Consider the following 19,227-nt stretch of genomic DNA (forward strand, 5'->3'; position numbering starts at 1 on the left):
AATTAGTAAAGCACATAAAATAAATTTGACTGTTTTTTTTATAACAATGCCAATCTATCTTGGGTTTTCCTCAAAATACCGTCCTTCAATTCATTTAATGTCTTTTATGGAATTTTTGCCCAAGCCAAACATTTTTCTAAGATTTCATTTTTGGATAAATGCCAATCAATGTTTGAATTGCGCAATCCGTTCTTTAATTTTTCAATGATTACAACTGCTGAAACGGTAATGAAATTAGCTTCTGAGCAACTGATAAAATATTCTCTTCATTAATTTCAGGTAAATTTGCAAGAGGAAACAATTGCTGTCCAGGACGGCTGACAAAAGCCGTTTGCCAACCTGCCCAATTTGCACCGGCAACATCCCAACCATGTGCCGCAATCAACATACATTCATTCGGTTTCAACCCCATTTTTCTAGCAGCCCAATTATAAGTATCTGTATGTGGCTTGAATTTACCTACATCTTCTATACTTAACACATCGTTAAATAAATCATGTATCCCTGCATATTTAAGTTGCGTTTCTACCGCTTTATTGGAGGAGTTAGTGAAGGCAACCAATTTATATCCTTCTTTTTTTAACAGTAAGAGTGCTTCTTTCACTTCTGGATGTGCAGGCAATGATAAGATTGCGGCAACAGCATCTTTGGCTTGTTTATCCGTTATATCAATTCCATTTTTGTGGGCAACCATCATAAGTGCAGCCGCTCCAATTTTTCCAAAATCATGATATTGGTTTGCTACTGTTGTAACTAATGAATATTGAAGCATTGTTGTGAACCACAACGACATCAATTCAGGATGATCTCCAAGAGCTCCGCCAATACTTTTTTTCATCATATTAAGATCCAGTAATGTTTCATTTACATCAAAAAATAAAACCTTAGGTCTCTGGAAATAAACAGTAGTAAATTCAGCACTATCGGCTGGATTCGCATTTACAACCAAACTAGGCGCAATTACTTCTTCTTCGCCAACTGCCATTGTACTCTTTATTAAATTTTGTTTGCTGTTTTTAAATTCATTCATTGTTTTTCTTTTTAAATTATGCGTTAAATAAATGACATACCTGTTACACTATATAAATGAACTACTTTACGTTTTCAGCAAAATACCGTTCTTCAATGCGCTTAATATCTTTTATAGAATTTTTGGCCCAGGCCAATCTTTTTATTAAAATTTCTTCTTCGGATAAATGCCATTGGATGTTTGAATTTCGCAATCGATTCGTCAAGTTTTGAATAATTATCGCAGCTGAAACTGAGATGTTCAAACTCTCGGTAAAACCAACCATGGGTATTTTTAGAAAACCGTCGGCACGTTGCAAAATTTCTTCGGACAGTCCGTCTCTTTCAGTTCCAAAAAATAAAGCACTCGGTTTCGAAATATCAAAATCTTCCAGCAAACAATCCGTTGAATGTGGTGTAGTGGCAATTATTTGATACCCTTTACTTTTCAATGTATCCACACAATTAGTAATACTGTCGAAGGTATTGATATCAACCCATTTTTGAGCGCCCATAGCAATTTCTTTATCGATACTTTTTCCATACCGTTGCTCAATGACATTCAATTGCTGTATTCCAAAACTCTCACAACTACGCATCACCGCACTCGTATTGTGCATCTGAAAAATATCTTCCACCGCAATGGTGAAATGATTAGTTCTGTTTTCCAATATTTTCAGGAATTTTTCTTTTCGGTTATCAGTCAGAATATTTTCGAGAAAAGTGAGGTAATCAAGATCAATCATTGCGGGTTATTTTTTTTGTAAAAATACTAAAAAAGACTAGCTTTATCTCTTAATGCATTTTACAAATGAAAAAGAAATTAGTGGTATTGACTGGCGCTGGAATTAGTGCGGAAAGCGGTATAAAAACTTTTAGGGACAATGACGGACTTTGGGAAGGCCATAACGTCATGGATGTCGCAACACCCGAAGGCTGGGATAAAAATCCAGCTTTAGTGCTGGATTTTTATAATCAAAGAAGGAAACAACTTAAAGAGGTCCAACCTAATTTGGGACATCAGATTCTCGCTGAATTAGAAAACGAATTTGATGTATTCATTATCACACAAAATGTTGATGACTTACATGAGCGCGCCGGGAGCACCAAAGTCTTACATCTTCATGGTGAATTATTAAAAGTGAGAAGCACTAAAAATGAGAATTATATTGTGGACTGGCAAGGCGATTTGAATTTTGGTGATTTAGATGACAATCAAAAACAACTAAGACCACATATCGTTTGGTTTGGTGAAGCCGTTCCAGCACTTGATGAAGCAATTGCAATAACACAGCAGGCGGATTACTTTGCTGTAATCGGGACCTCTTTACAAGTATACCCCGCGGCAGGATTAATCGATTTTACCACTCCTGACACACCTATTTTTTATATTGATCCAAAACCCATAAAGATTCCGAATCTTCGAAATCCATTAGATGTAATTCCTGAAGTGGCTTCTGAAGGAATGAAAACACTAAAAAAGAAGCTAATCCGGTTTATTTAAAAAAATATTCGTTTTCTATTTTGTCATGAAAGGTTTATATTTGTGGCTTTCGAACAAACAACTAAACAATGACAACTCTAAACGAATTGAATGCTATTTCTCCTATTGATGGAAGATATAGAAGTAAAACCCTTTCTCTAGCTCCATTTTTCTCTGAAGAAGCTTTAATCAAATACCGCGTATTGGTTGAAATTGAATATTTTATTGCTTTGTGCGAAGTGCCTTTGCCACAACTAAAAAATGTAAACCCGAATTTATTCGAAAGTTTACGCAACATTTATAAAAACTTCTCTACTGAAGATGCCCTTTGGATCAAAGAAACGGAGAAAGTAACCAACCACGACGTAAAAGCAGTAGAATATTTCATCAAAGACGCTTTTGAAAAATTAGGCTTATCTGAATTTAAAGAGTTTATCCACTTCGGATTGACTTCTCAGGATATTAACAATACAGCGATTCCGCTTTCTACAAAAGAGGCTTTCGAGAAAGTATATATGCCTTCATTAATTACTTTAACTTCAAAATTGAAAGATTTAAGTGTGGAGTGGAAGGACATTCCAATGCTGGCCCGTACACATGGACAACCCGCTTCTCCAACGCGTTTGGGTAAAGAAATTGGTGTTTTTGTAGAGCGTTTAGAAGAACAAATGCGTTTGTTGTTTAATATTCCTTTTGCCGCTAAATTTGGTGGTGCAACCGGAAATTATAACGCACATCATGTGGCGTATCCACAAATTGACTGGAGAAAATTTGGAGGAAAATTTGTGGAAGAAAACCTTGGTTTACACCACTCCTTCCCTACTACTCAAATTGAACATTACGATCATTTCGCAGCATTTTTTGATGCCTTGAAAAGAATAAACACTATTATCATTGATTTGGACAGAGACATTTGGACGTATGTTTCGATGGAATATTTCAAACAAAAAATCAAAGCAGGAGAAATAGGATCATCGGCGATGCCACATAAAGTAAACCCAATTGATTTTGAAAACTCAGAAGGAAATTTAGGAATAGCCAATGCTATTTTCGAACATTTATCAGCTAAATTGCCTTTATCAAGATTACAACGCGATTTAACAGACAGTACGGTTTTAAGAAATATTGGGGTACCAATAGGACATACGATCATCGCTTTTGAAGCCACGTTGAAAGGATTAAACAAATTGTTGTTGAACGAACCAAAATTCCACGAAGATTTAGAGAAAAATTGGGCAGTTGTTGCCGAAGCGATTCAAACAATCTTACGTCGGGAAGCGTATCCTAATCCGTATGAAGCATTAAAAGGATTGACTAGAACCAATGAAGCAATTGACAAAAAAGCAATTCATGGTTTCATTGCAACGTTAGAGGTTTCGGATGAAATTAAAGCCGAATTAATGCAAATCACTCCTAGCAATTTCTTAGGAATTTAAATAAAAATACATATCAAGTGCAAAGTAATAGGAACAAAAAACTTTTTAAATTCATATTACTTTGCACTTTTTTTTTATTTTCCTGTGAAAATAAGAACACACTTCACAAAAGCAAGCCCAAAGAGATTAATCCAGGAGTTGTAATCACATTTGACGATACAAGTATCAATGAATGGTACCAAGCAGATAAAATATTGCATCAATATTCTTGGAAAGCTACTTTTTGTGTTTCTAAAATAAATACGTTAAACCGTTCCGAAATAAAAAAACTCTTCGATTTACAAAAGGAGGGACATGAAATTGCAGGACATGGTTTCCATCATTTTGATGCTCCCAAATTTGTTACCAAAAATGGAATTAACGCCTACATCGATCAGGAAATAAATCCTATGATCGCTTTAATGCATTTTTATTCCTTCAAAGTAACTTCATTTGCCTATCCTTTTGGTTTTAGAAATTCAATCACAGATAAAGCCCTTTTAAAAAAATTCAAAATTATAAGAGGTACGACTTACGGCGCTGAAGATCCTTTTTTCCAAAATTGCTATTTTAATAATTCAAAATTAGTTTTTGCAATAGGTATTGATACGGATCATCCCAATTTCAGCATTCCGTATCTCCTAAAATTATTAGATTATACCAAAAGAAAACATAAAATTTTAATCCTGTTTGGCCATAGACCAGTAATCAACGTTACAGCCAATTATCAAACAAAAATGGCAACATTACAATTAATTTGTAATTATGTAAAACAACATAATATGACCTTTTATAGGTTATCTGACTTAAACAATTTAAAATAAGATATCATTTCATTCCATCATTGAAATGTATTAATTTTATAAAAACACAAATGCTTCATGCAAAATAGCCCAGACATTAAAAGCCTCGAAAAAAAAATCAGGACCTGGTTCTAAAATTCGAGATTGAAACCTAGGCTGGAGAGCTTCTAAAAATAAAACCTATGAGTACAATAGTAGCAGTAGCGGAAGCGTCACATCACTTGAAGCCATTAATAAGCGATTTAGGGCTGATTCTCATGACAGCAGGAGTTGCTGTTTTATTGTTTAAAAAAATCAGGCAACCGCTCGTTTTGGGTTATTTGATTGCTGGTTTTTTGGCAGGAAATCATTTTGATTTTTTTCCATCCGTGAATGATATTAAAAGTGTGGAGGTTTGGGCAGAAATTGGGGTAATCTTTTTATTATTTAGTTTGGGACTGGAATTCAGTTTTAAGAAATTGATGAAAGTAGGCGGAACGGCTTCTATTACCGCGATTACTCAAATTTTCACAATGGCTTTAATCGGTTTTTTAGTTGGTCAATGGATGGATTGGTCGAAAATGGATAGTATCTTTTTAGGTGTTATTCTTTCGATTTCATCCACGACTATTATTCTCAAAACATTTGACGAATTAGGTGTAAAAGCACAGAAATTTGCAGGAATAGTAATAGGTTCGCTTATTGTTCAGGATATCATTGCAATTTTGATGATGGTCTTACTTTCTACAATTGCGGTGAGTCAACAATTTTCAGGTGTTGAATTAGTTCAGTCTGTTCTGAAATTAGTATTCTTCTTAACGATATGGTTTGTTGGGGGGATCTTTTTTATTCCAACCTTACTCAAAAAAGCAAAACATTTATTATCAGATGAAATGTTGCTCATTATTTCACTCGCCTTATGTTTGATGATGGTAATTCTGGCAGCAGATGTAGGGTTTTCACCAGCTCTTGGTGCATTTATCATGGGTTCCATTATTGCTGAAACGACCCAAGCGGAACATATTGAACATTTAGTGAAGCCTGTCAAAGATTTATTTGGTGCAATTTTTTTCGTATCCGTAGGGATGTTAATCAATCCGGAAACATTATATGCACATGCAATTCCGGTAATGATTTTGACAGTCGTTACCATTTTTGGTCAATCGATAAGTTCGACAATTGGAGCATTGCTTTCCGGGCAACCTCTAAAACAATCGGTGCAAACAGGAATGAGTTTGTCACAAATTGGTGAATTTTCTTTTATCATTGCAACATTGGGAATGACACTGAATGTAACAAGTTCATTTTTGTATCCTATAGTGGTGGCAGTTTCTGCAGTGACAACATTTACCACACCATTTATGATAAAAATGTCTACTCCATTTTCAGAATATTTATCTAAAAAATTACCTAGAAGATGGGTCAAAAGAATTGAACGTTACAGCGCAAATGCCCAAGCCATTAAATCAGTTAGCAATTGGCAAATTGTAATAAACGCTTATATCGTTCAAGTCGTTGTTTATTCGGTAATTATATTTGCAGCCATTTTACTTTCGTCAAAATATCTTTTGCCCTTGGTTACTGATTTTAGATTTGGCAAGGCATTAGGGGCATTAATTACTTTGGTGGTACTTTCCCCTATTTTATGGGCGCTTTCATTGCGCCGTGTTGCTGTAAATGAAGTAGCCATTTTGTTGGAAGAACGAAAATATCGCGGGCCAATTGTTATGATGTTTCTTTTTAGATTGCTGCTTACCATATTTTTCATTGGCTTTTTACTAAATATTTTCTTCTCTCCAATTGTTGCTTTCTTAACGTTGATTGTAGCCTTAGGCGTTTATTTTGTTTTCCAAAAAAGATTAAATGCAGAATATCATAAAATAGAAAGTCATTTCTTACAAAATCTAAATGCTCGAGAAATGACAAAAGCCAAAAGAAGCCGAAGCGATCTATCCCCTTGGGATGGTCACATGACTTTTTTCGATATTGCAAATGAGTCCAATATTATAGGAAAGACATTAGAAGAATTGAAAATTAGAGAGCAAATAGGAATAAATATTGCGTTTATCAAAAGAGGTGAAATTATGATCAATATTCCTAATAAAAATGAACGATTATTCCCTGGCGATGAAATATGTGTGATAGGAACAGATTTTCAGGTGGCAGCATTTAAATCGTATTTAGACCAGCATGAAATAGATATTCCAGATAGGGTAACGGAACCTGAAATTGTATTGCGCCAAATCGAATTGAAAAACGAAGCTTTCATAGGAAAAAGTATTCGTCAATCAGAATTACGAGAAAAAACTAGTGGCCTGATTGTAGGAATAGAAAAAAAAGGAACCCGAATTCTCAATCCGGAATCCAATATTATTCTTGAAAAAAATGATATTCTTTGGATTGTGGGTGATAAAAAATTATTAGCGGATTTGGTTCATAATTAGACATAAAAAAAGTGCAAGAAAATCAAACATCTTGCACTTTTTTTATTTTTATCTTTTTCCGAATAATTTATCTGGAATAATTCGGAGCTTCTTTAGTAATTGTCACATTATGAGGATGACTTTCATTGATTCCGCTTGCAGTAATACGAACAAAACGACCAGTCTCTTGTAAAGTTGGAATATCTTTAGAGCCGCAGTATCCCATTCCGGCACGAAGACCACCAATGAATTGTTGCATACTTTCACTCAATTCCCCCTTATAAGGCACACGACCAACAATTCCTTCCGGTACTAGTTTCTTCACATCATCTTCCACATCTTGAAAATAACGATCTTTAGATCCTTCCTGCATCGCTTCAACAGAACCCATTCCGCGGTATGATTTGAATTTTCTTCCTTCGAAAATAATAGTTTCACCCGGTGATTCCATTGTTCCGGCTAGTAATGAACCTAACATCACACAGTCAGCACCCGCAGCGATCGCTTTAGGGATATCGCCTGTATAGCGAATGCCACCATCAGCAATTACTGGAACTCCACTACCTTTAATGGCTGCAGCAACTTCAAGTACTGCAGAAAATTGTGGAAATCCAACACCCGCAACAATACGAGTAGTACAAATAGAACCTGGTCCTATCCCTACTTTTACTCCATCTGCTCCATTTTCAACAAGATATTTGGCTGCTTCGGCAGTGGCAATATTACCCACTATAACGTCTAAATCAGGGAATTTAGCTTTCACTAATTTTAATACATCGACAACTCCTTTTGTATGTCCGTGAGCCGTATCGATTATAACTGCATCTACTCCAGCATTTACCAAAGCAGTAGCTCTTTCAACTGCATCTGCAGTAACGCCTAATGCAGCTGCAACACGTAAACGTCCGTACTTGTCTTTATTTGCATTTGGTTTTTGAGTTAATTTAGTAATATCTCTAAACGTAATAAGACCTACTAATTTATAATCTGCATTTACTACTGGAAGCTTTTCGATTTTATACCCTTGCAAAACTACTTCGGCTTGTTCTAGCGAAGTTCCTTCGGCAACTGTTACCAAGTTTTCACTTGTCATTATTTCAATGATAGGTCTAGCATTGTTTTTTTCGAAACGTAAATCTCTATTGGTAACAATCCCTTTTAGTATTTTATTTTCATCCACAATTGGGATACCACCAATTCCAAATTCTTTCATCACATTTTTGGCATCAGCAACTGTAGAAGTCAATGGTAAAGTCACTGGATCTATAATCATTCCAGACTCAGCTCTTTTCACTTTACGAACTTTTGCCGCTTGTTGCTCAATAGTCATGTTTTTATGCAAAACGCCAATTCCACCCTCTTGTGCCATAGCAATTGCCATTGCACTTTCGGTAACTGTATCCATTGCTGCGGACACAATTGGAACGTTAAGAGTTATATTTCTTGAAAATTTTGATTGGATACTCACTTCGCGTGGAAGAACATTTGAGTAGTTGGGAACTAATAGTACATCATCGTAAGTTAATCCTTCACCGATAATCTTAGAATTGTGTGCGATCATTGCAATTTGTAGTTGTAGTTAAATTGCGTGCAAATATACACAATCTTAAGCAAAAAACCACTACCTATTATAATAAATGATTAAATTGCAATTTGAAGCATCTAAATTAAATCCTTTTTCCCACTTGTTACTTCGCTATAAATTTGATTTATTCTTTTTTAATAACAGAAACTAAACACTTTTAATTCACCTTGCTTACTCATTATTTCTGCAACGGCTACCCAAAAGACAATATACTTAATCTATTTTTTCTTCTTTAAAAAAACCTTCATGATCCTTAAAAATAACATTTAGTCCAAATTGAAAAGAAAGACTGTTGGCTTTTGATAAGTCATTATATTCTAAAAGATTATCAGCCAAAACATATAAATTGAGTTTCCCAAGTTGTGCGGATAATCCCAAGCCAATATTTTTATACGAATAGGAATCTAAAGTATAGGTCGCTTTCATTTGCAAATTATCGAGAACATTCCTTCTGTAATAGGTCGTAAAAGACATAAAAGGAGTTCTTGGAGTTGACATAACAAATATTTGAGCGCCCACAGCATTTCTATATCCGGAATCACTGCTGGTACAATTACAATCTTCGCTTCTTGAATCATCAAATGAATATTGAATAGAGGAATTAAACTTTGCGGGACGCCAAGTCGTATATTTAGCATATAATGTATCTAATGGAATCGCATCTTTAAATTCCTGATATACATTCCCTGCCGTACCTCCATTGGTGAATTTTGGAGTTATCCCTTCATATTTATAATACCCTTTTAGTGTATAACTTTCTACATCCTTAGCGTGTTTTATAAATCCAACATCAACAATACTTGCGGTAAACTGGATGTTTTTTTTCGGGTAATACGTAAGTCCAGCATCGAAACCAAGTCCTAAATCACCTCCAAAAAAAGCTTTTTTAGAAATATCTTTTACCACATCTCCTGAATAATTCTCATCACTATATTTTGAAATCCCCGCGGTATTGAGTTGTAAATCAGAAGAAATAACTTGCTCGTAAAACCCATTATTAGAAGGAATTGTATAAATATATCCCGCGTTTTTAGTCGAACTTGCATTAAAAGCGCTGGAATAAATTTTTCCTCGAATCCCTACAATTAAGTTCTCATTTATATTTTTATGATATCCAATATGAAGAACCGAAACCATTTCAGCCTTTACGTTCAAATCCCCTAAATCAAACACTTTTCCTATATAATTGCTGTTTCCGTCCAAAGCAAGTATGGCTAAATCTTTAGGCATATAACTCAGGAAATCAAATTCGTGATACATTCCAAAAGAAATATAGGCCTTGTCTTGCCAATCTCCTATTTGAAAACCACCATTGAACAATTCTATTTGCTCATTTATTGAAACATTATCTTTTCTGGTAGTTGAGAATACAACATTTCTCAATTTCAGATTAAAATCAACTCCGTCATTTGCAAACAAATCGTAAGCCGAAAAACCGCTAGAGCCTACATTTGCAGAAATACCCGATAATAACGGAATTCCAAAATACCATTTATACTTCACATCGGAGCCTGGATTAGTCATTAAAGACTGAGGAACCGAAGTGAAATTATATAAAATTTGTTTGTTTTGAGAAACGCATTCAACTGATACAAATAGAACAAAAAGCAAGATTAATTTTTTCATTCTATAACTAAATAAGCGTTTACACTTGACCGTAATTTTAAACTGCCTGGACTGGTCTCACTTAATATCGGACCAGGAAGCATCTTGAGAATAAAAGCAATTTTAGTGGTTCTTTTCAATAAATCAAGTTTAGTATTTTCAAACTTGTCGTCTTTTTTGACCAAATTTTCAACGCCAGTATAAGCGGGTATAGCAAAATTAGTAGAATAAAGAACCTGATTATTTCGGTCTAGATAGACTAAATCTATTGTAAAGGCTCTGTCTATCGTATTATTGATTTCAAAAAAGAATTCGGCTTTTGCTAAATTGTCTTTAAAAAAAGCATCATTAAAAATATCAATAGTTGGTGTGTCAGCTATTATTGGTTGCTCTACGCCATTAGGCACAAATTGATTGGCAGGAACATCAAAATAAGCCAAATTTGAACTAAAAATAGGTTCTAATTTCAAATCATTAGCCTGATTAAAGTCAAGATCACTTGAACATGCAACGTAAAATAGTGTCAGAATTAGTATTCCTAAAATCCTATTAAAATCCAGTAGTTTCATTCTGTTTATTTATTAAGATCAATATCATTATTATTAAACTTCGAACGCATCAAAGTTCTTATTATTATTTGTCAATATTAGAAAATCGAAAATACTTCTTTTTTTAATGAAATTCTCTAAACAACTTAGAAGCTTCATTATAAGCACTTTCAAAACTCATCGGACTTGTATTTGTATTTTCCTTTTGTGAAGTGAAATAAGACAATAATTTCTCCGTGGGCATATTTCCTGTTAAATTATCTGTTGCCATTGGGCATCCGCCAAAACCTTGAATAGCACCATCAAATCGCCGACAGCCTGCTTTGTAAGCGGCATCAACTTTCTCAAACCATTTATCAGGCGTGGTATGAAGATGGGCACCAAACTCTATTTCGGGATATTTTGGAATTAAATTCGAAAATAAATAGGAGATTACATCCGGCGTTGAACTACCTACCGTATCCGAAAGAGAAAGAATCTTTACTCCCATCTCCGACAATTTTTGGGTCCACTCGCCTACTATTTCTGTGTTCCAAGGATCCCCATACGGATTACCGAAACCCATAGAAAGATAGGCCACGACTTCTTTATCACTTTTATCTGCAATTTCCAGAATTTCTTGTAACGTAATTAAGGATTCTGCTATTGTTTTGTGTGTATTTCGCATTTGGAAATTCTCAGAAATTGAAAACGGAAAACCTAAATAGCGTATTTCAGGGTGAACAGAAACTAAAGATGCACCTTGTGTATTGGCAATAATCGCAAGAAGTTTGCTTCTGGTTTGAGACAAATCAAGTTGTGCCAGAACTTCGGCAGTATCCTGCATTTGCGGAATCGCTTTTGTCGAAACAAAACTTCCAAAATCTATGGTGTCAAATCCTACGCGCAACAAAGACTGTAGGTAAGATACCTTTCGTTCTGTGGGGATAAATTGTTTAATACCTTGCATGGCATCGCGTGGACATTCTATAATTTTTATTGGCTCCATAGAAATCCAAAGATAGAAAAACAAATAACAATTTTAAATTATGAATTTTACTAAATTGATATTATTTACATAGTATTGGTAATAATTAAAATATTACGCAATTTTGTACTATTAAAAACCTACAATCTCTCTAAAATTTTCTGGTTTATTGCTTTTACTAAAGCTGGTCCTTCATAAATAAAACCGGTGTACAATTGCACTAAACAGGCGCCTGCTTCCAGTTTTTCTAAAGCATCGTCAGCTGAATGAATACCTCCAACTCCAATAATAGGGAATGCTTTATTGCTTTTTTCTGATAAAAATCGGATTACTTCAGTAGAACGTTTTGTCAATGGTATTCCTGACAATCCGCCCATCTCTGTTTTGTTTTCGGACTGTAATCCTTCTCTTGAAATGGTGGTATTAGTCGCAATAACTCCTGCAATTTTGGTTTCTTTGATAATATCTATAATGTCCAGTAATTGCTCATCGGTTAAATCTGGAGCGATTTTTAGTAGGATTGGCTTTTGCTTTGGCTTAGCCAAATTCTTATTTTGCAGTGTTTGCAACAATTGTGTCAGTGGCTCCTTGTCTTGAAGAGCGCGAAGATTTGGCGTATTTGGCGAACTCACATTCACCACAAAATAATCCACGTAATCATACAACGCATCAAAACAAATTTTGTAATCTGAAGTTGCTTCTTCGTTTGGCGTTAGTTTATTTTTTCCAATATTTCCGCCTATTAAAACATCCTTATTACTTTTTAATCGTTTTACAGCTTCATCAACACCGCCATTATTAAAACCCATTCTGTTGATAATTGCGTTATCTTCTTTAAGACGGAATAATCGCTTTTTAGGATTCCCTTCTTGTCCTTTTGGAGTAAGAGTTCCTATTTCGATAAAACCAAAACCAAAATTCGATAATTCTTTGTACAACTTGGCATCTTTATCAAAACCAGCAGCCAAACCTACAGGGTTTTTAAATTTTAATCCAAAAACTTCGGTTTCTAATCTTGCATCATTTACTTCATAAAGCGATTTAAAAACAAATGAAAAACCTGGAATTTTAGACAAGAAACGAATCAATGAGAAAGTAAAATAATGAACTTTTTCTGGATCAAAACAAAAAAGTATCGGGCGAATAAATAGTTTATACATAGTTATTGTGTTGGTGCTGCAAAAATAGAATTATCTATTCGATAATTAAATATTTGAAAAATAATTTTACAAATCATTTTCATTTATTGGAAACAATGATTAATTTCACAAACACCATTTTCCCCTTTTATTCAACCATAAAACCAATACTAAACATCTTATTTTAAAATTATCGCTTCTTTAAATGAACTCTTATTAGTATTTTTAATCTAAAAACTGAAGCTTTCAATGAATATTTACATCCGTTAAATTACATATATTTAAATTAAACTAAATCCTATTCCTATGATTAATCCAAAAAAAAACTGGCACGAAAAACACATAGAAACATTAAGCATTGGTAGCCGTTTAGCCGATTCAGTCGCTAAAGGAATGGGTTGTTGGAAATTTATTATTGTTCAAACAGTATTGGTGGTACTTTGGATGGTATTAAATGTGGTTGGGTTTATGCATCACTGGGATGTATATCCTTTTATTTTACTGAACCTTCTTTTTTCAACACAAGCAGCTTATGCAGCCCCTATTATTATGATGTCCCAAAACAGACAAAATGATAGAGACAGAGTTCAAGCGCAAGCGGATTATCAAACAAATGTAGAAGCAAAATTGGAAATAGAAGCTTTGACCTTAAAGTTGAATAAAATAGAGGTTGAAAAATTAGATGTTATTATCACAATATTGCAAGAAATGAAAAAAAATTCTGCAAAATAAAATCTAAATATACTCGAAAAATTTAGACCCAATTATAGATTTTTTAATCCTTAAAAAAAGAGGCAATATTTTCATTTATGATGTAAAGTACTCAATCAGATTTCAGTTTTATTTAATAGAAATAAAGAAAAGACAAAGTCGTCTCAATAAAATGATTCCCTAAATAAACTGTATATTTGTCTTTCATTAAATTATACTTTATGCAACATATTATCGACCGTTTCATTGGTTATGTAACTATAGATACCGAATCGGATCCCAACTCAGAAACCACGCCAAGCACAGAGAAACAGTGGAATTTAGCCAATAAACTGGTGGAGGAACTGAAAGCCATTGGAATGCAAGACGTGACAATTGATGACAAAGCCTATATCATGGCTACTTTGCCAAGTAATGTAAATCATGAAGTGCCTACTATCGGGTTTATTTCTCACTTTGACACTTCTCCTGATTTTAGTGGTGCAAACGTGAAACCCCAAATTGTCCCTAATTATGATGGCAAAGACATTATCTTAAATGCCGATAAAAATATTGTATTATCACCTAGTTATTTTAAAGATTTGTTGCTTTATAAAGGTCAAACTTTAATTACTACTGACGGAACAACATTATTAGGAGCTGATGATAAAGCAGGTATTACTGAAATTGTTACCGCAATGGAATTTCTTATCCAAAATCCAGATATCAAACACGGAAAAATCAGAGTTGGCTTTACACCTGATGAAGAAATTGGTCGTGGTGCCCACCATTTTGATGTGGAGAAATTTGGAGCTGAATGGGCATACACTATGGATGGTAGCCAAGTAGGCGAACTGGAATATGAAAATTTTAATGCGGCGGGTGTCAAAATTATTTTCAAAGGAAAAAGCGTTCATCCCGGTTACGCCAAAGGCAAAATGATTAATTCGATGTTAATTGCTAATGATTTTATAAATGAATTACCCAAAGATGAAACACCTCAAGAAACTAGAGGTTACGAAGGTTTTTTCCATGTGCATCATTTAACAGGTAGTATAGAAGAAACAGTTTTGGAACTTATCATTCGGGATCATAACAAGAAAAAATTTGAGAAACGCAAAGAATTGATTGAGAAAATCACTCGGAAAATCAATAAGAAATTTGCGAAACAATTTGGCGAAGACATCGTTATTGCTGAGATAAAAGACCAATATTACAATATGAAAGAAAAAGTTTTACCTGTAAAACATATTGTGGATATTGCAGAAAAGGCGATGAAAGAATTGAATATAAAACCACTTATAAAAGCTATTCGTGGCGGAACTGATGGTTCCCAATTATCATATAAAGGATTGCCTTGTCCAAATATTTTTGCTGGAGGACACAATTTTCATGGAAAATACGAATATGTTCCCGTAGAAAGTATGCAAAAAGCAGTTACAGTAATTGTAAAAATTGCTGAATTGACTGCTGCAGGTGATTTCACTAAAACAGAAGAAATAGCTATAACTAAAAAATAATTGGAACCACTAAAAACCAATACACCCATTTGGGATAAAAACAATAGTTGGTCAGAAGAATTAGAATTGCTAAAATCAATTATTGCTAAAACAGAACTCATCGAAACCACGAAATGGGGTGGTTGTGTTTATGTGCTGAATGGGAAGAATGTACTTGGAATTGGAGGATTCAAAAACTATTTTACGATTTGGTTTTTTAATGGCGTTTTCCTGAAAGATGAAAAACAAGTTTTGGTTAATGCGCAAGAAGGTGTTACCAAATCTTTGCGACAATGGCGTTTTTCATCCAAAGATGAAGTCGATGAAGTAGCCGTTTTAAATTATATTCATGAAGCAATAGAAAATAACAAACAAGGAAAAAATTTTAAACCTGAAAAAGGAAAAATTATAGTTTCTGAACTTTTTCAAAAGGAATTAGACTCCGATATGAATTTAGCGGAAGCTTTTCTACAATTCTCTCCTTACAAACAGAAGGAATTCTTGGAATATATTGAAACCGCAAAAAGAGAGGAAACCAAACGATTGCGAATCGAAAAAGTAAAACCAATGATTATAGAAAACATTGGTTTAAACGATAAATACCGCTAAAATCAAATCCCATTCCTGAAATTTTCAGAATGGGATATTTTTTTAAAAAAAAATTATTTCTTACAAAATCATTTTGGATTACAGTTGAATCTTACCCGTTGCTTTTCCTTAATCATTTTCTCTTACCAACTATTTCTTACAAAATTAAAACACATTATTTGCTTTATAGAAAAGCTTAACATTGGGAAATGGATTAAATCACTATATTTACTAACGATTAATTAACTATTTGTTAACATTGAAATAAACTATTAGTTTTAATTAAACAGAAAAATTGACCATAATTATATAAATCATAATACTATAAATCATGATACAAAAAGAAGAAGACACTGCATTACCCTCTCCGGTAAAACCTGAAACTAACAAGCCTGTAAAAGCTACAAGAAACATAATTATCAAACCTATAGAAGAAGCTGAAGAAGAAGCTGAAGAAATCTCGGAGCCTCTCAATGAAACAATATTAACTGAAATCATAGAAATTTCAGTTGAGAACTTAGAAGATATTGCTGAAGTAGCAAATGAAAAGGGTGGTAAAAAAGATAATAAAAAGAAGTTAAAAACGAAAGACAAAGACATGAAAGACAAAGACAAGAAAAAGGCTAAAAAAGCCGACGCTAAAGAAAAAGCAAAACAAAAAGCGAAAGCAAAAGCTAAAAAGGCAAAAAAAGCTAAAAAGGATAAAGCTAAAAAAGCAAAGGTCAAAGCAAAGATAAAAGCTAAAAAAGCGAAGGCAAAATCTAAAAAAGCAAAGAAAAACAAAAAGAATAAAAAATAATCCTGCTATTTTTTATTAAAAAAAAGTCCCAATACGAATAATCGTTTGGGACTTTTTTAATTTATTGAAGGTTGAACTATTTTTTGTTTAATACTGCACTCATTTCCATAGAAATAGCTGAACGCTCCATTTTAAGTTTTCCTGCCATGGTTTCAACAACAACAGTTGTATCAGCTAACTCAGAAACTTTTCCGTGAAGACCACTTTTGGTAATAATTTTGTCTCCTACTTTCAAAGTACTTTCAAATTCTTTTTCATTTTTAGCCTTTTTTTGTTGTGGTCTGATCATAAAGAAATAGATTACCACAAACATTAATAGAAACGGCGCAAATTGAGTTAATTGTCCCATAATTTTAATTCTCTTTTTTTATTTATAAATACTACATTAAACCACGACCGGCTTTAATAATTTTTTTACTAGCCTCCAGTTCTTTAACTAAATTATCTAAAATTCCATTGATAAAAATACTACTTTTTGGTGTAGAATATTCCTTGGCAACTTCTAAATATTCATTCAAGGTAACTTTCACAGGAATGGAAGGAAATTTCAAAAATTCACAAATTGCCATTTTAAGAATAATGGTGTCAATCTCGGCAATTCTATCGCTGTCCCAATTAGGGGTTTTATCGACATATTCCTTAGCTAATTCCTTTTCGTTTAAAACTGTTTTTCTAAACAAATCTTTAACAAAGTCTTTATCCTCATTGTCTTTGTATAATTTTGGAACTCTGAAATTATCATCCTCACCAGATTTGATAACTTTCAATTGCTTGATGATGTGCGTATTCACTAGCGGAATATCATCCACCCAAGTCAACTTATCATCCTCTAAATATTCGTACAGTTTTTCATTAGGTACAATCACTTCCATGAACAAATCAACGATAAACTGCCTGTCTTCTTCAAATGTATTGATAGAATTACTCATGTAATTTTCATACAATTTACTGGCTTTTATATCATTAAGAAGCAATAAAATATAATCGTCATTTAAAATCCAATTATTAATTTTACGGTTTTCCAGTGCAATACTTAGTGAATTATTTTCGGAAAGAATTTGAAAAATTTGATTTTTGATGAATTTTTCGTTAGGCTTACGCTCCTCCGGAGTGGCAAGATGTTTCAGACTTGATTTATGTAAAAAGACAGTTTCAGTTTTACAAATTTCAATCAGCGAAGAAAGCATTATAAGGTATAAGTCTTGAATATTGTCGATACTGTAAAAAAGGAATTTTTCTTCTTTCTCTAGATTATCTGAACCGCTTTGATGCATCGCATAAATGGATTGCATTACTTTAACGCGTATGTGTCTTCTGTTTACCACCTTGTAAGAACTTTTATTAATTAGTCTGCAAAAATAAGAATTTCATTTTTTAAAATAAAATTAAAACGGCAAAAAAAGCTTTTGGTTCTAATTTAGATTGTCCTATAAGAAAACAGTCGCAGAAATTAGTCGCAGTTTCAGGTTTAACCGGCAGACTGTAACTAAAACTGCGACTGCTTATTAAAAATTTAGAACTATTTTTTACTATTCTCTAACTTTCTTTGATTTATTCTTTTCTGGGCAATTGTCAAAGCGGCATGGTGTGTTGTGATATTGTTTGCAATAGCAAAATCAATAATTTCCAATGTAGTATTATAAATATTTTCAGTTTTACGCATGATTTCAGCTTTGTCATAATGTGCTAATTCCGCATAAACATTAATAATTCCACCGGCATTAATCAAGAAATCCGGTGCATAAAGAATTCCGCGTTCCTGCAAAATTGCTCCGTGAATATCCTCATCTGCTAATTGGTTGTTAGCCGCACCAGCAATTACTTTCGCTTTAATTTTATATACCGTTGCATCATTTATAGTTGCACCCATGGCACAAGGAGCGTAAATATCTACATCGGCACTGTATAAATCATCGCCAGTAAATATTTTCGCACTGTACTTCGCTCCTATTTCATATAACCTTTCTTCATTAATGTCAGTGATCATTACTTGCGCGCCTTCTTTGGTCAAGTAATCAACCAACGTTTCCCCAACATGACCAATTCCTTGTACCAATACTTTTTTCCCATCCAAAACATCCGAACCAAATTGATGCTTTGCAGCTGCTTTCATTCCTAAATATACTCCGTAAGCGGTCACCGGAGATGGATTTCCAGACCCGCCTCTTTCTTCAGAAATTCCTGTAACATAAGGCGTTACATCTCTTACAATATCCATATCCCGCGTTTCCATTCCTACATCTTCAGCAGTAATGTATCTTCCGCTTAGAGAATGAACAAATTCTCCAAACTTACGCATCAATTCAGGTGTTTTATGGGTTTTAGAATCGCCAATGATAACAGCTTTACCGCCTCCAATATTCAATCCCGTAATAGCAGCTTTATAAGTCATGCCACGAGAAAGTCGCAATACATCGTTTAGTGCTTCCCATTCATTTGCATAACTGTACATTCGTGTTCCACCTAAAGCAGGCCCCATAACCGAATTATGAATACCAATAATTGCTTTTAAACCCGTATCTTTGTCGTTGCAAAATACAATTTGTTCGTGATCATCAAATGATAATTGACCAAAAACGGGATCCATTTTTTGAAGTTCCTTTCCAGTTGTGAAAGCTGCATTCATAAGTATTGATTTTTATAGTGATAAATTACGAATTCGTTAAAAAGACAAATCAAATTTACATAAAAAATAG

General features: G+C 33.7%; 18 protein-coding genes. 8 read left to right on the top strand and 10 right to left on the bottom strand.

Annotation, left to right across the window (positions count from 1 at the left end; translation table 11 throughout):
* Positions 1–208: 208 nt before the first annotated feature.
* Positions 209–985, bottom strand: coding sequence for a haloacid dehalogenase type II (locus tag ACM55G_RS09480; RefSeq protein ID WP_416843666.1), 777 nt, complete (start codon positions 983–985; stop codon positions 209–211).
* 106 nt (positions 986–1,091) lie between these two features.
* Positions 1,092–1,754 carry a TrmH family RNA methyltransferase gene (locus tag ACM55G_RS09485; protein WP_416843667.1) on the bottom strand — a complete coding sequence of 221 codons (663 nt, stop codon included), beginning with the start codon at positions 1,752–1,754 and terminating at the stop codon, positions 1,092–1,094.
* Positions 1,755–1,819: 65 nt separating this feature from the next.
* Here ACM55G_RS09485 and ACM55G_RS09490 point away from each other — a divergent pair, with 65 nt between their 5' ends.
* The 4 genes from ACM55G_RS09490 (at position 1,820) to ACM55G_RS09505 (ending at position 7,132) form a co-directional block, all read left to right on the top strand.
* The gene (locus tag ACM55G_RS09490; protein ID WP_416843668.1) at positions 1,820–2,512 is read left to right on the top strand and encodes an SIR2 family NAD-dependent protein deacylase; all 693 of its coding nucleotides are present in this window, start codon (positions 1,820–1,822) and stop codon (positions 2,510–2,512) included.
* Positions 2,513–2,580: 68 nt separating this feature from the next.
* On the top strand, positions 2,581–3,927 hold the full coding sequence (gene purB / locus ACM55G_RS09495) for an adenylosuccinate lyase (RefSeq protein ID WP_416843669.1): 1,347 nt from the start codon (positions 2,581–2,583) through the stop codon (positions 3,925–3,927).
* 17 nt (positions 3,928–3,944) lie between these two features.
* The gene (locus ACM55G_RS09500) at positions 3,945–4,730 is read left to right on the top strand and encodes a polysaccharide deacetylase family protein (protein WP_416843670.1); all 786 of its coding nucleotides are present in this window, start codon (positions 3,945–3,947) and stop codon (positions 4,728–4,730) included.
* 161 nt (positions 4,731–4,891) lie between these two features.
* The gene (locus ACM55G_RS09505; protein WP_416843671.1) at positions 4,892–7,132 is read left to right on the top strand and encodes a cation:proton antiporter domain-containing protein; all 2,241 of its coding nucleotides are present in this window, start codon (positions 4,892–4,894) and stop codon (positions 7,130–7,132) included.
* Positions 7,133–7,199: 67 nt separating this feature from the next.
* On the opposite strand, the gene guaB is transcribed toward ACM55G_RS09505, so the two are convergent.
* From guaB to ACM55G_RS09530, 5 genes are all read right to left on the bottom strand, one after another.
* Positions 7,200–8,672 carry an IMP dehydrogenase gene (gene guaB / locus ACM55G_RS09510; RefSeq protein ID WP_416843672.1) on the bottom strand — a complete coding sequence of 491 codons (1,473 nt, stop codon included), beginning with the start codon at positions 8,670–8,672 and terminating at the stop codon, positions 7,200–7,202.
* Positions 8,673–8,909: 237 nt separating this feature from the next.
* Positions 8,910–10,322: a DUF5723 family protein gene (locus tag ACM55G_RS09515; RefSeq protein WP_416843673.1), complete on the bottom strand. Its 1,413-nt coding sequence runs from the start codon at positions 10,320–10,322 to the stop codon at positions 8,910–8,912.
* Positions 10,319–10,870 (bottom strand): hypothetical protein, encoded by a 552-nt coding sequence (locus ACM55G_RS09520; RefSeq protein WP_416843674.1) that lies wholly within the window; start codon positions 10,868–10,870, stop codon positions 10,319–10,321. Before ACM55G_RS09520 ends, ACM55G_RS09515 begins: the two co-directional genes overlap by 4 nt.
* Before the next feature lie 103 nt (positions 10,871–10,973).
* Complete coding sequence (locus tag ACM55G_RS09525) at positions 10,974–11,837, bottom strand: beta/alpha barrel domain-containing protein (RefSeq protein WP_416843675.1); 864 nt, start codon at positions 11,835–11,837, stop codon at positions 10,974–10,976.
* A gap of 119 nt (positions 11,838–11,956) precedes the next feature.
* Positions 11,957–12,976, bottom strand: coding sequence for a quinone-dependent dihydroorotate dehydrogenase (locus ACM55G_RS09530; protein ID WP_416843676.1), 1,020 nt, complete (start codon positions 12,974–12,976; stop codon positions 11,957–11,959).
* A 285-nt stretch (positions 12,977–13,261) separates the two neighbouring features.
* Between ACM55G_RS09530 and ACM55G_RS09535 the strand changes: the two genes are divergently transcribed.
* From ACM55G_RS09535 to ACM55G_RS09550, 4 genes are all read left to right on the top strand, one after another.
* Positions 13,262–13,687 carry a DUF1003 domain-containing protein gene (locus tag ACM55G_RS09535; RefSeq protein ID WP_416843677.1) on the top strand — a complete coding sequence of 142 codons (426 nt, stop codon included), beginning with the start codon at positions 13,262–13,264 and terminating at the stop codon, positions 13,685–13,687.
* A gap of 200 nt (positions 13,688–13,887) precedes the next feature.
* On the top strand, positions 13,888–15,165 hold the full coding sequence (pepT, locus tag ACM55G_RS09540) for a peptidase T (protein ID WP_416843678.1): 1,278 nt from the start codon (positions 13,888–13,890) through the stop codon (positions 15,163–15,165).
* The gene (locus ACM55G_RS09545) at positions 15,166–15,753 is read left to right on the top strand and encodes a YdeI/OmpD-associated family protein (RefSeq protein ID WP_416843679.1); all 588 of its coding nucleotides are present in this window, start codon (positions 15,166–15,168) and stop codon (positions 15,751–15,753) included.
* A gap of 310 nt (positions 15,754–16,063) precedes the next feature.
* Positions 16,064–16,531: a hypothetical protein gene (locus tag ACM55G_RS09550; protein ID WP_416843680.1), complete on the top strand. Its 468-nt coding sequence runs from the start codon at positions 16,064–16,066 to the stop codon at positions 16,529–16,531.
* A 76-nt stretch (positions 16,532–16,607) separates the two neighbouring features.
* On the opposite strand, the gene yajC is transcribed toward ACM55G_RS09550, so the two are convergent.
* From yajC to ACM55G_RS09565, 3 genes are all read right to left on the bottom strand, one after another.
* Complete coding sequence (gene yajC, locus ACM55G_RS09555) at positions 16,608–16,880, bottom strand: preprotein translocase subunit YajC (protein ID WP_416843681.1); 273 nt, start codon at positions 16,878–16,880, stop codon at positions 16,608–16,610.
* 31 nt (positions 16,881–16,911) lie between these two features.
* On the bottom strand, positions 16,912–17,823 hold the full coding sequence (gene nusB, locus ACM55G_RS09560; protein ID WP_416843718.1) for a transcription antitermination factor NusB: 912 nt from the start codon (positions 17,821–17,823) through the stop codon (positions 16,912–16,914).
* Between the two features lie 227 nt (positions 17,824–18,050).
* Entirely contained in the window at positions 18,051–19,157 is a 1,107-nt protein-coding gene (locus ACM55G_RS09565) for a Glu/Leu/Phe/Val family dehydrogenase (protein ID WP_416843682.1), read from the bottom strand.
* Positions 19,158–19,227: the final 70 nt, after the last annotated feature.

Origin of the sequence: Flavobacterium algoriphilum, assembly GCF_048158655.1 — a bacterium.
Lineage (GTDB): Bacteria > Bacteroidota > Bacteroidia > Flavobacteriales > Flavobacteriaceae > Flavobacterium > Flavobacterium algoriphilum.

What these genes read in the sequence shown, in the direction of transcription:
- ACM55G_RS09515 (WP_416843673.1), bottom strand. Translation starts at nt 10,322, where the DNA reads ATGAAAAAATTAATCTTGCTTTTTGTTCTATTTGTATCAGTTGAATGC.
- purB (WP_416843669.1), top strand. Translation starts at nt 2,581, where the DNA reads ATGACAACTCTAAACGAATTGAATGCTATTTCTCCTATTGATGGAAGA.
- yajC (WP_416843681.1), bottom strand. Translation starts at nt 16,880, where the DNA reads ATGGGACAATTAACTCAATTTGCGCCGTTTCTATTAATGTTTGTGGTA.
- pepT (WP_416843678.1), top strand. Translation starts at nt 13,888, where the DNA reads ATGCAACATATTATCGACCGTTTCATTGGTTATGTAACTATAGATACC.
- ACM55G_RS09505 (WP_416843671.1), top strand. Translation starts at nt 4,892, where the DNA reads ATGAGTACAATAGTAGCAGTAGCGGAAGCGTCACATCACTTGAAGCCA.
- ACM55G_RS09550 (WP_416843680.1), top strand. Translation starts at nt 16,064, where the DNA reads ATGATACAAAAAGAAGAAGACACTGCATTACCCTCTCCGGTAAAACCT.
- guaB (WP_416843672.1), bottom strand. Translation starts at nt 8,672, where the DNA reads ATGATCGCACACAATTCTAAGATTATCGGTGAAGGATTAACTTACGAT.
- ACM55G_RS09480 (WP_416843666.1), bottom strand. Translation starts at nt 985, where the DNA reads ATGGCAGTTGGCGAAGAAGAAGTAATTGCGCCTAGTTTGGTTGTAAAT.
- ACM55G_RS09490 (WP_416843668.1), top strand. Translation starts at nt 1,820, where the DNA reads ATGAAAAAGAAATTAGTGGTATTGACTGGCGCTGGAATTAGTGCGGAA.
- ACM55G_RS09535 (WP_416843677.1), top strand. Translation starts at nt 13,262, where the DNA reads ATGATTAATCCAAAAAAAAACTGGCACGAAAAACACATAGAAACATTA.
- ACM55G_RS09520 (WP_416843674.1), bottom strand. Translation starts at nt 10,870, where the DNA reads ATGAAACTACTGGATTTTAATAGGATTTTAGGAATACTAATTCTGACA.
- ACM55G_RS09525 (WP_416843675.1), bottom strand. Translation starts at nt 11,837, where the DNA reads ATGGAGCCAATAAAAATTATAGAATGTCCACGCGATGCCATGCAAGGT.
- ACM55G_RS09530 (WP_416843676.1), bottom strand. Translation starts at nt 12,976, where the DNA reads ATGTATAAACTATTTATTCGCCCGATACTTTTTTGTTTTGATCCAGAA.
- ACM55G_RS09485 (WP_416843667.1), bottom strand. Translation starts at nt 1,754, where the DNA reads ATGATTGATCTTGATTACCTCACTTTTCTCGAAAATATTCTGACTGAT.
- nusB (WP_416843718.1), bottom strand. Translation starts at nt 17,823, where the DNA reads ATGCAATCCATTTATGCGATGCATCAAAGCGGTTCAGATAATCTAGAG.
- ACM55G_RS09565 (WP_416843682.1), bottom strand. Translation starts at nt 19,157, where the DNA reads ATGAATGCAGCTTTCACAACTGGAAAGGAACTTCAAAAAATGGATCCC.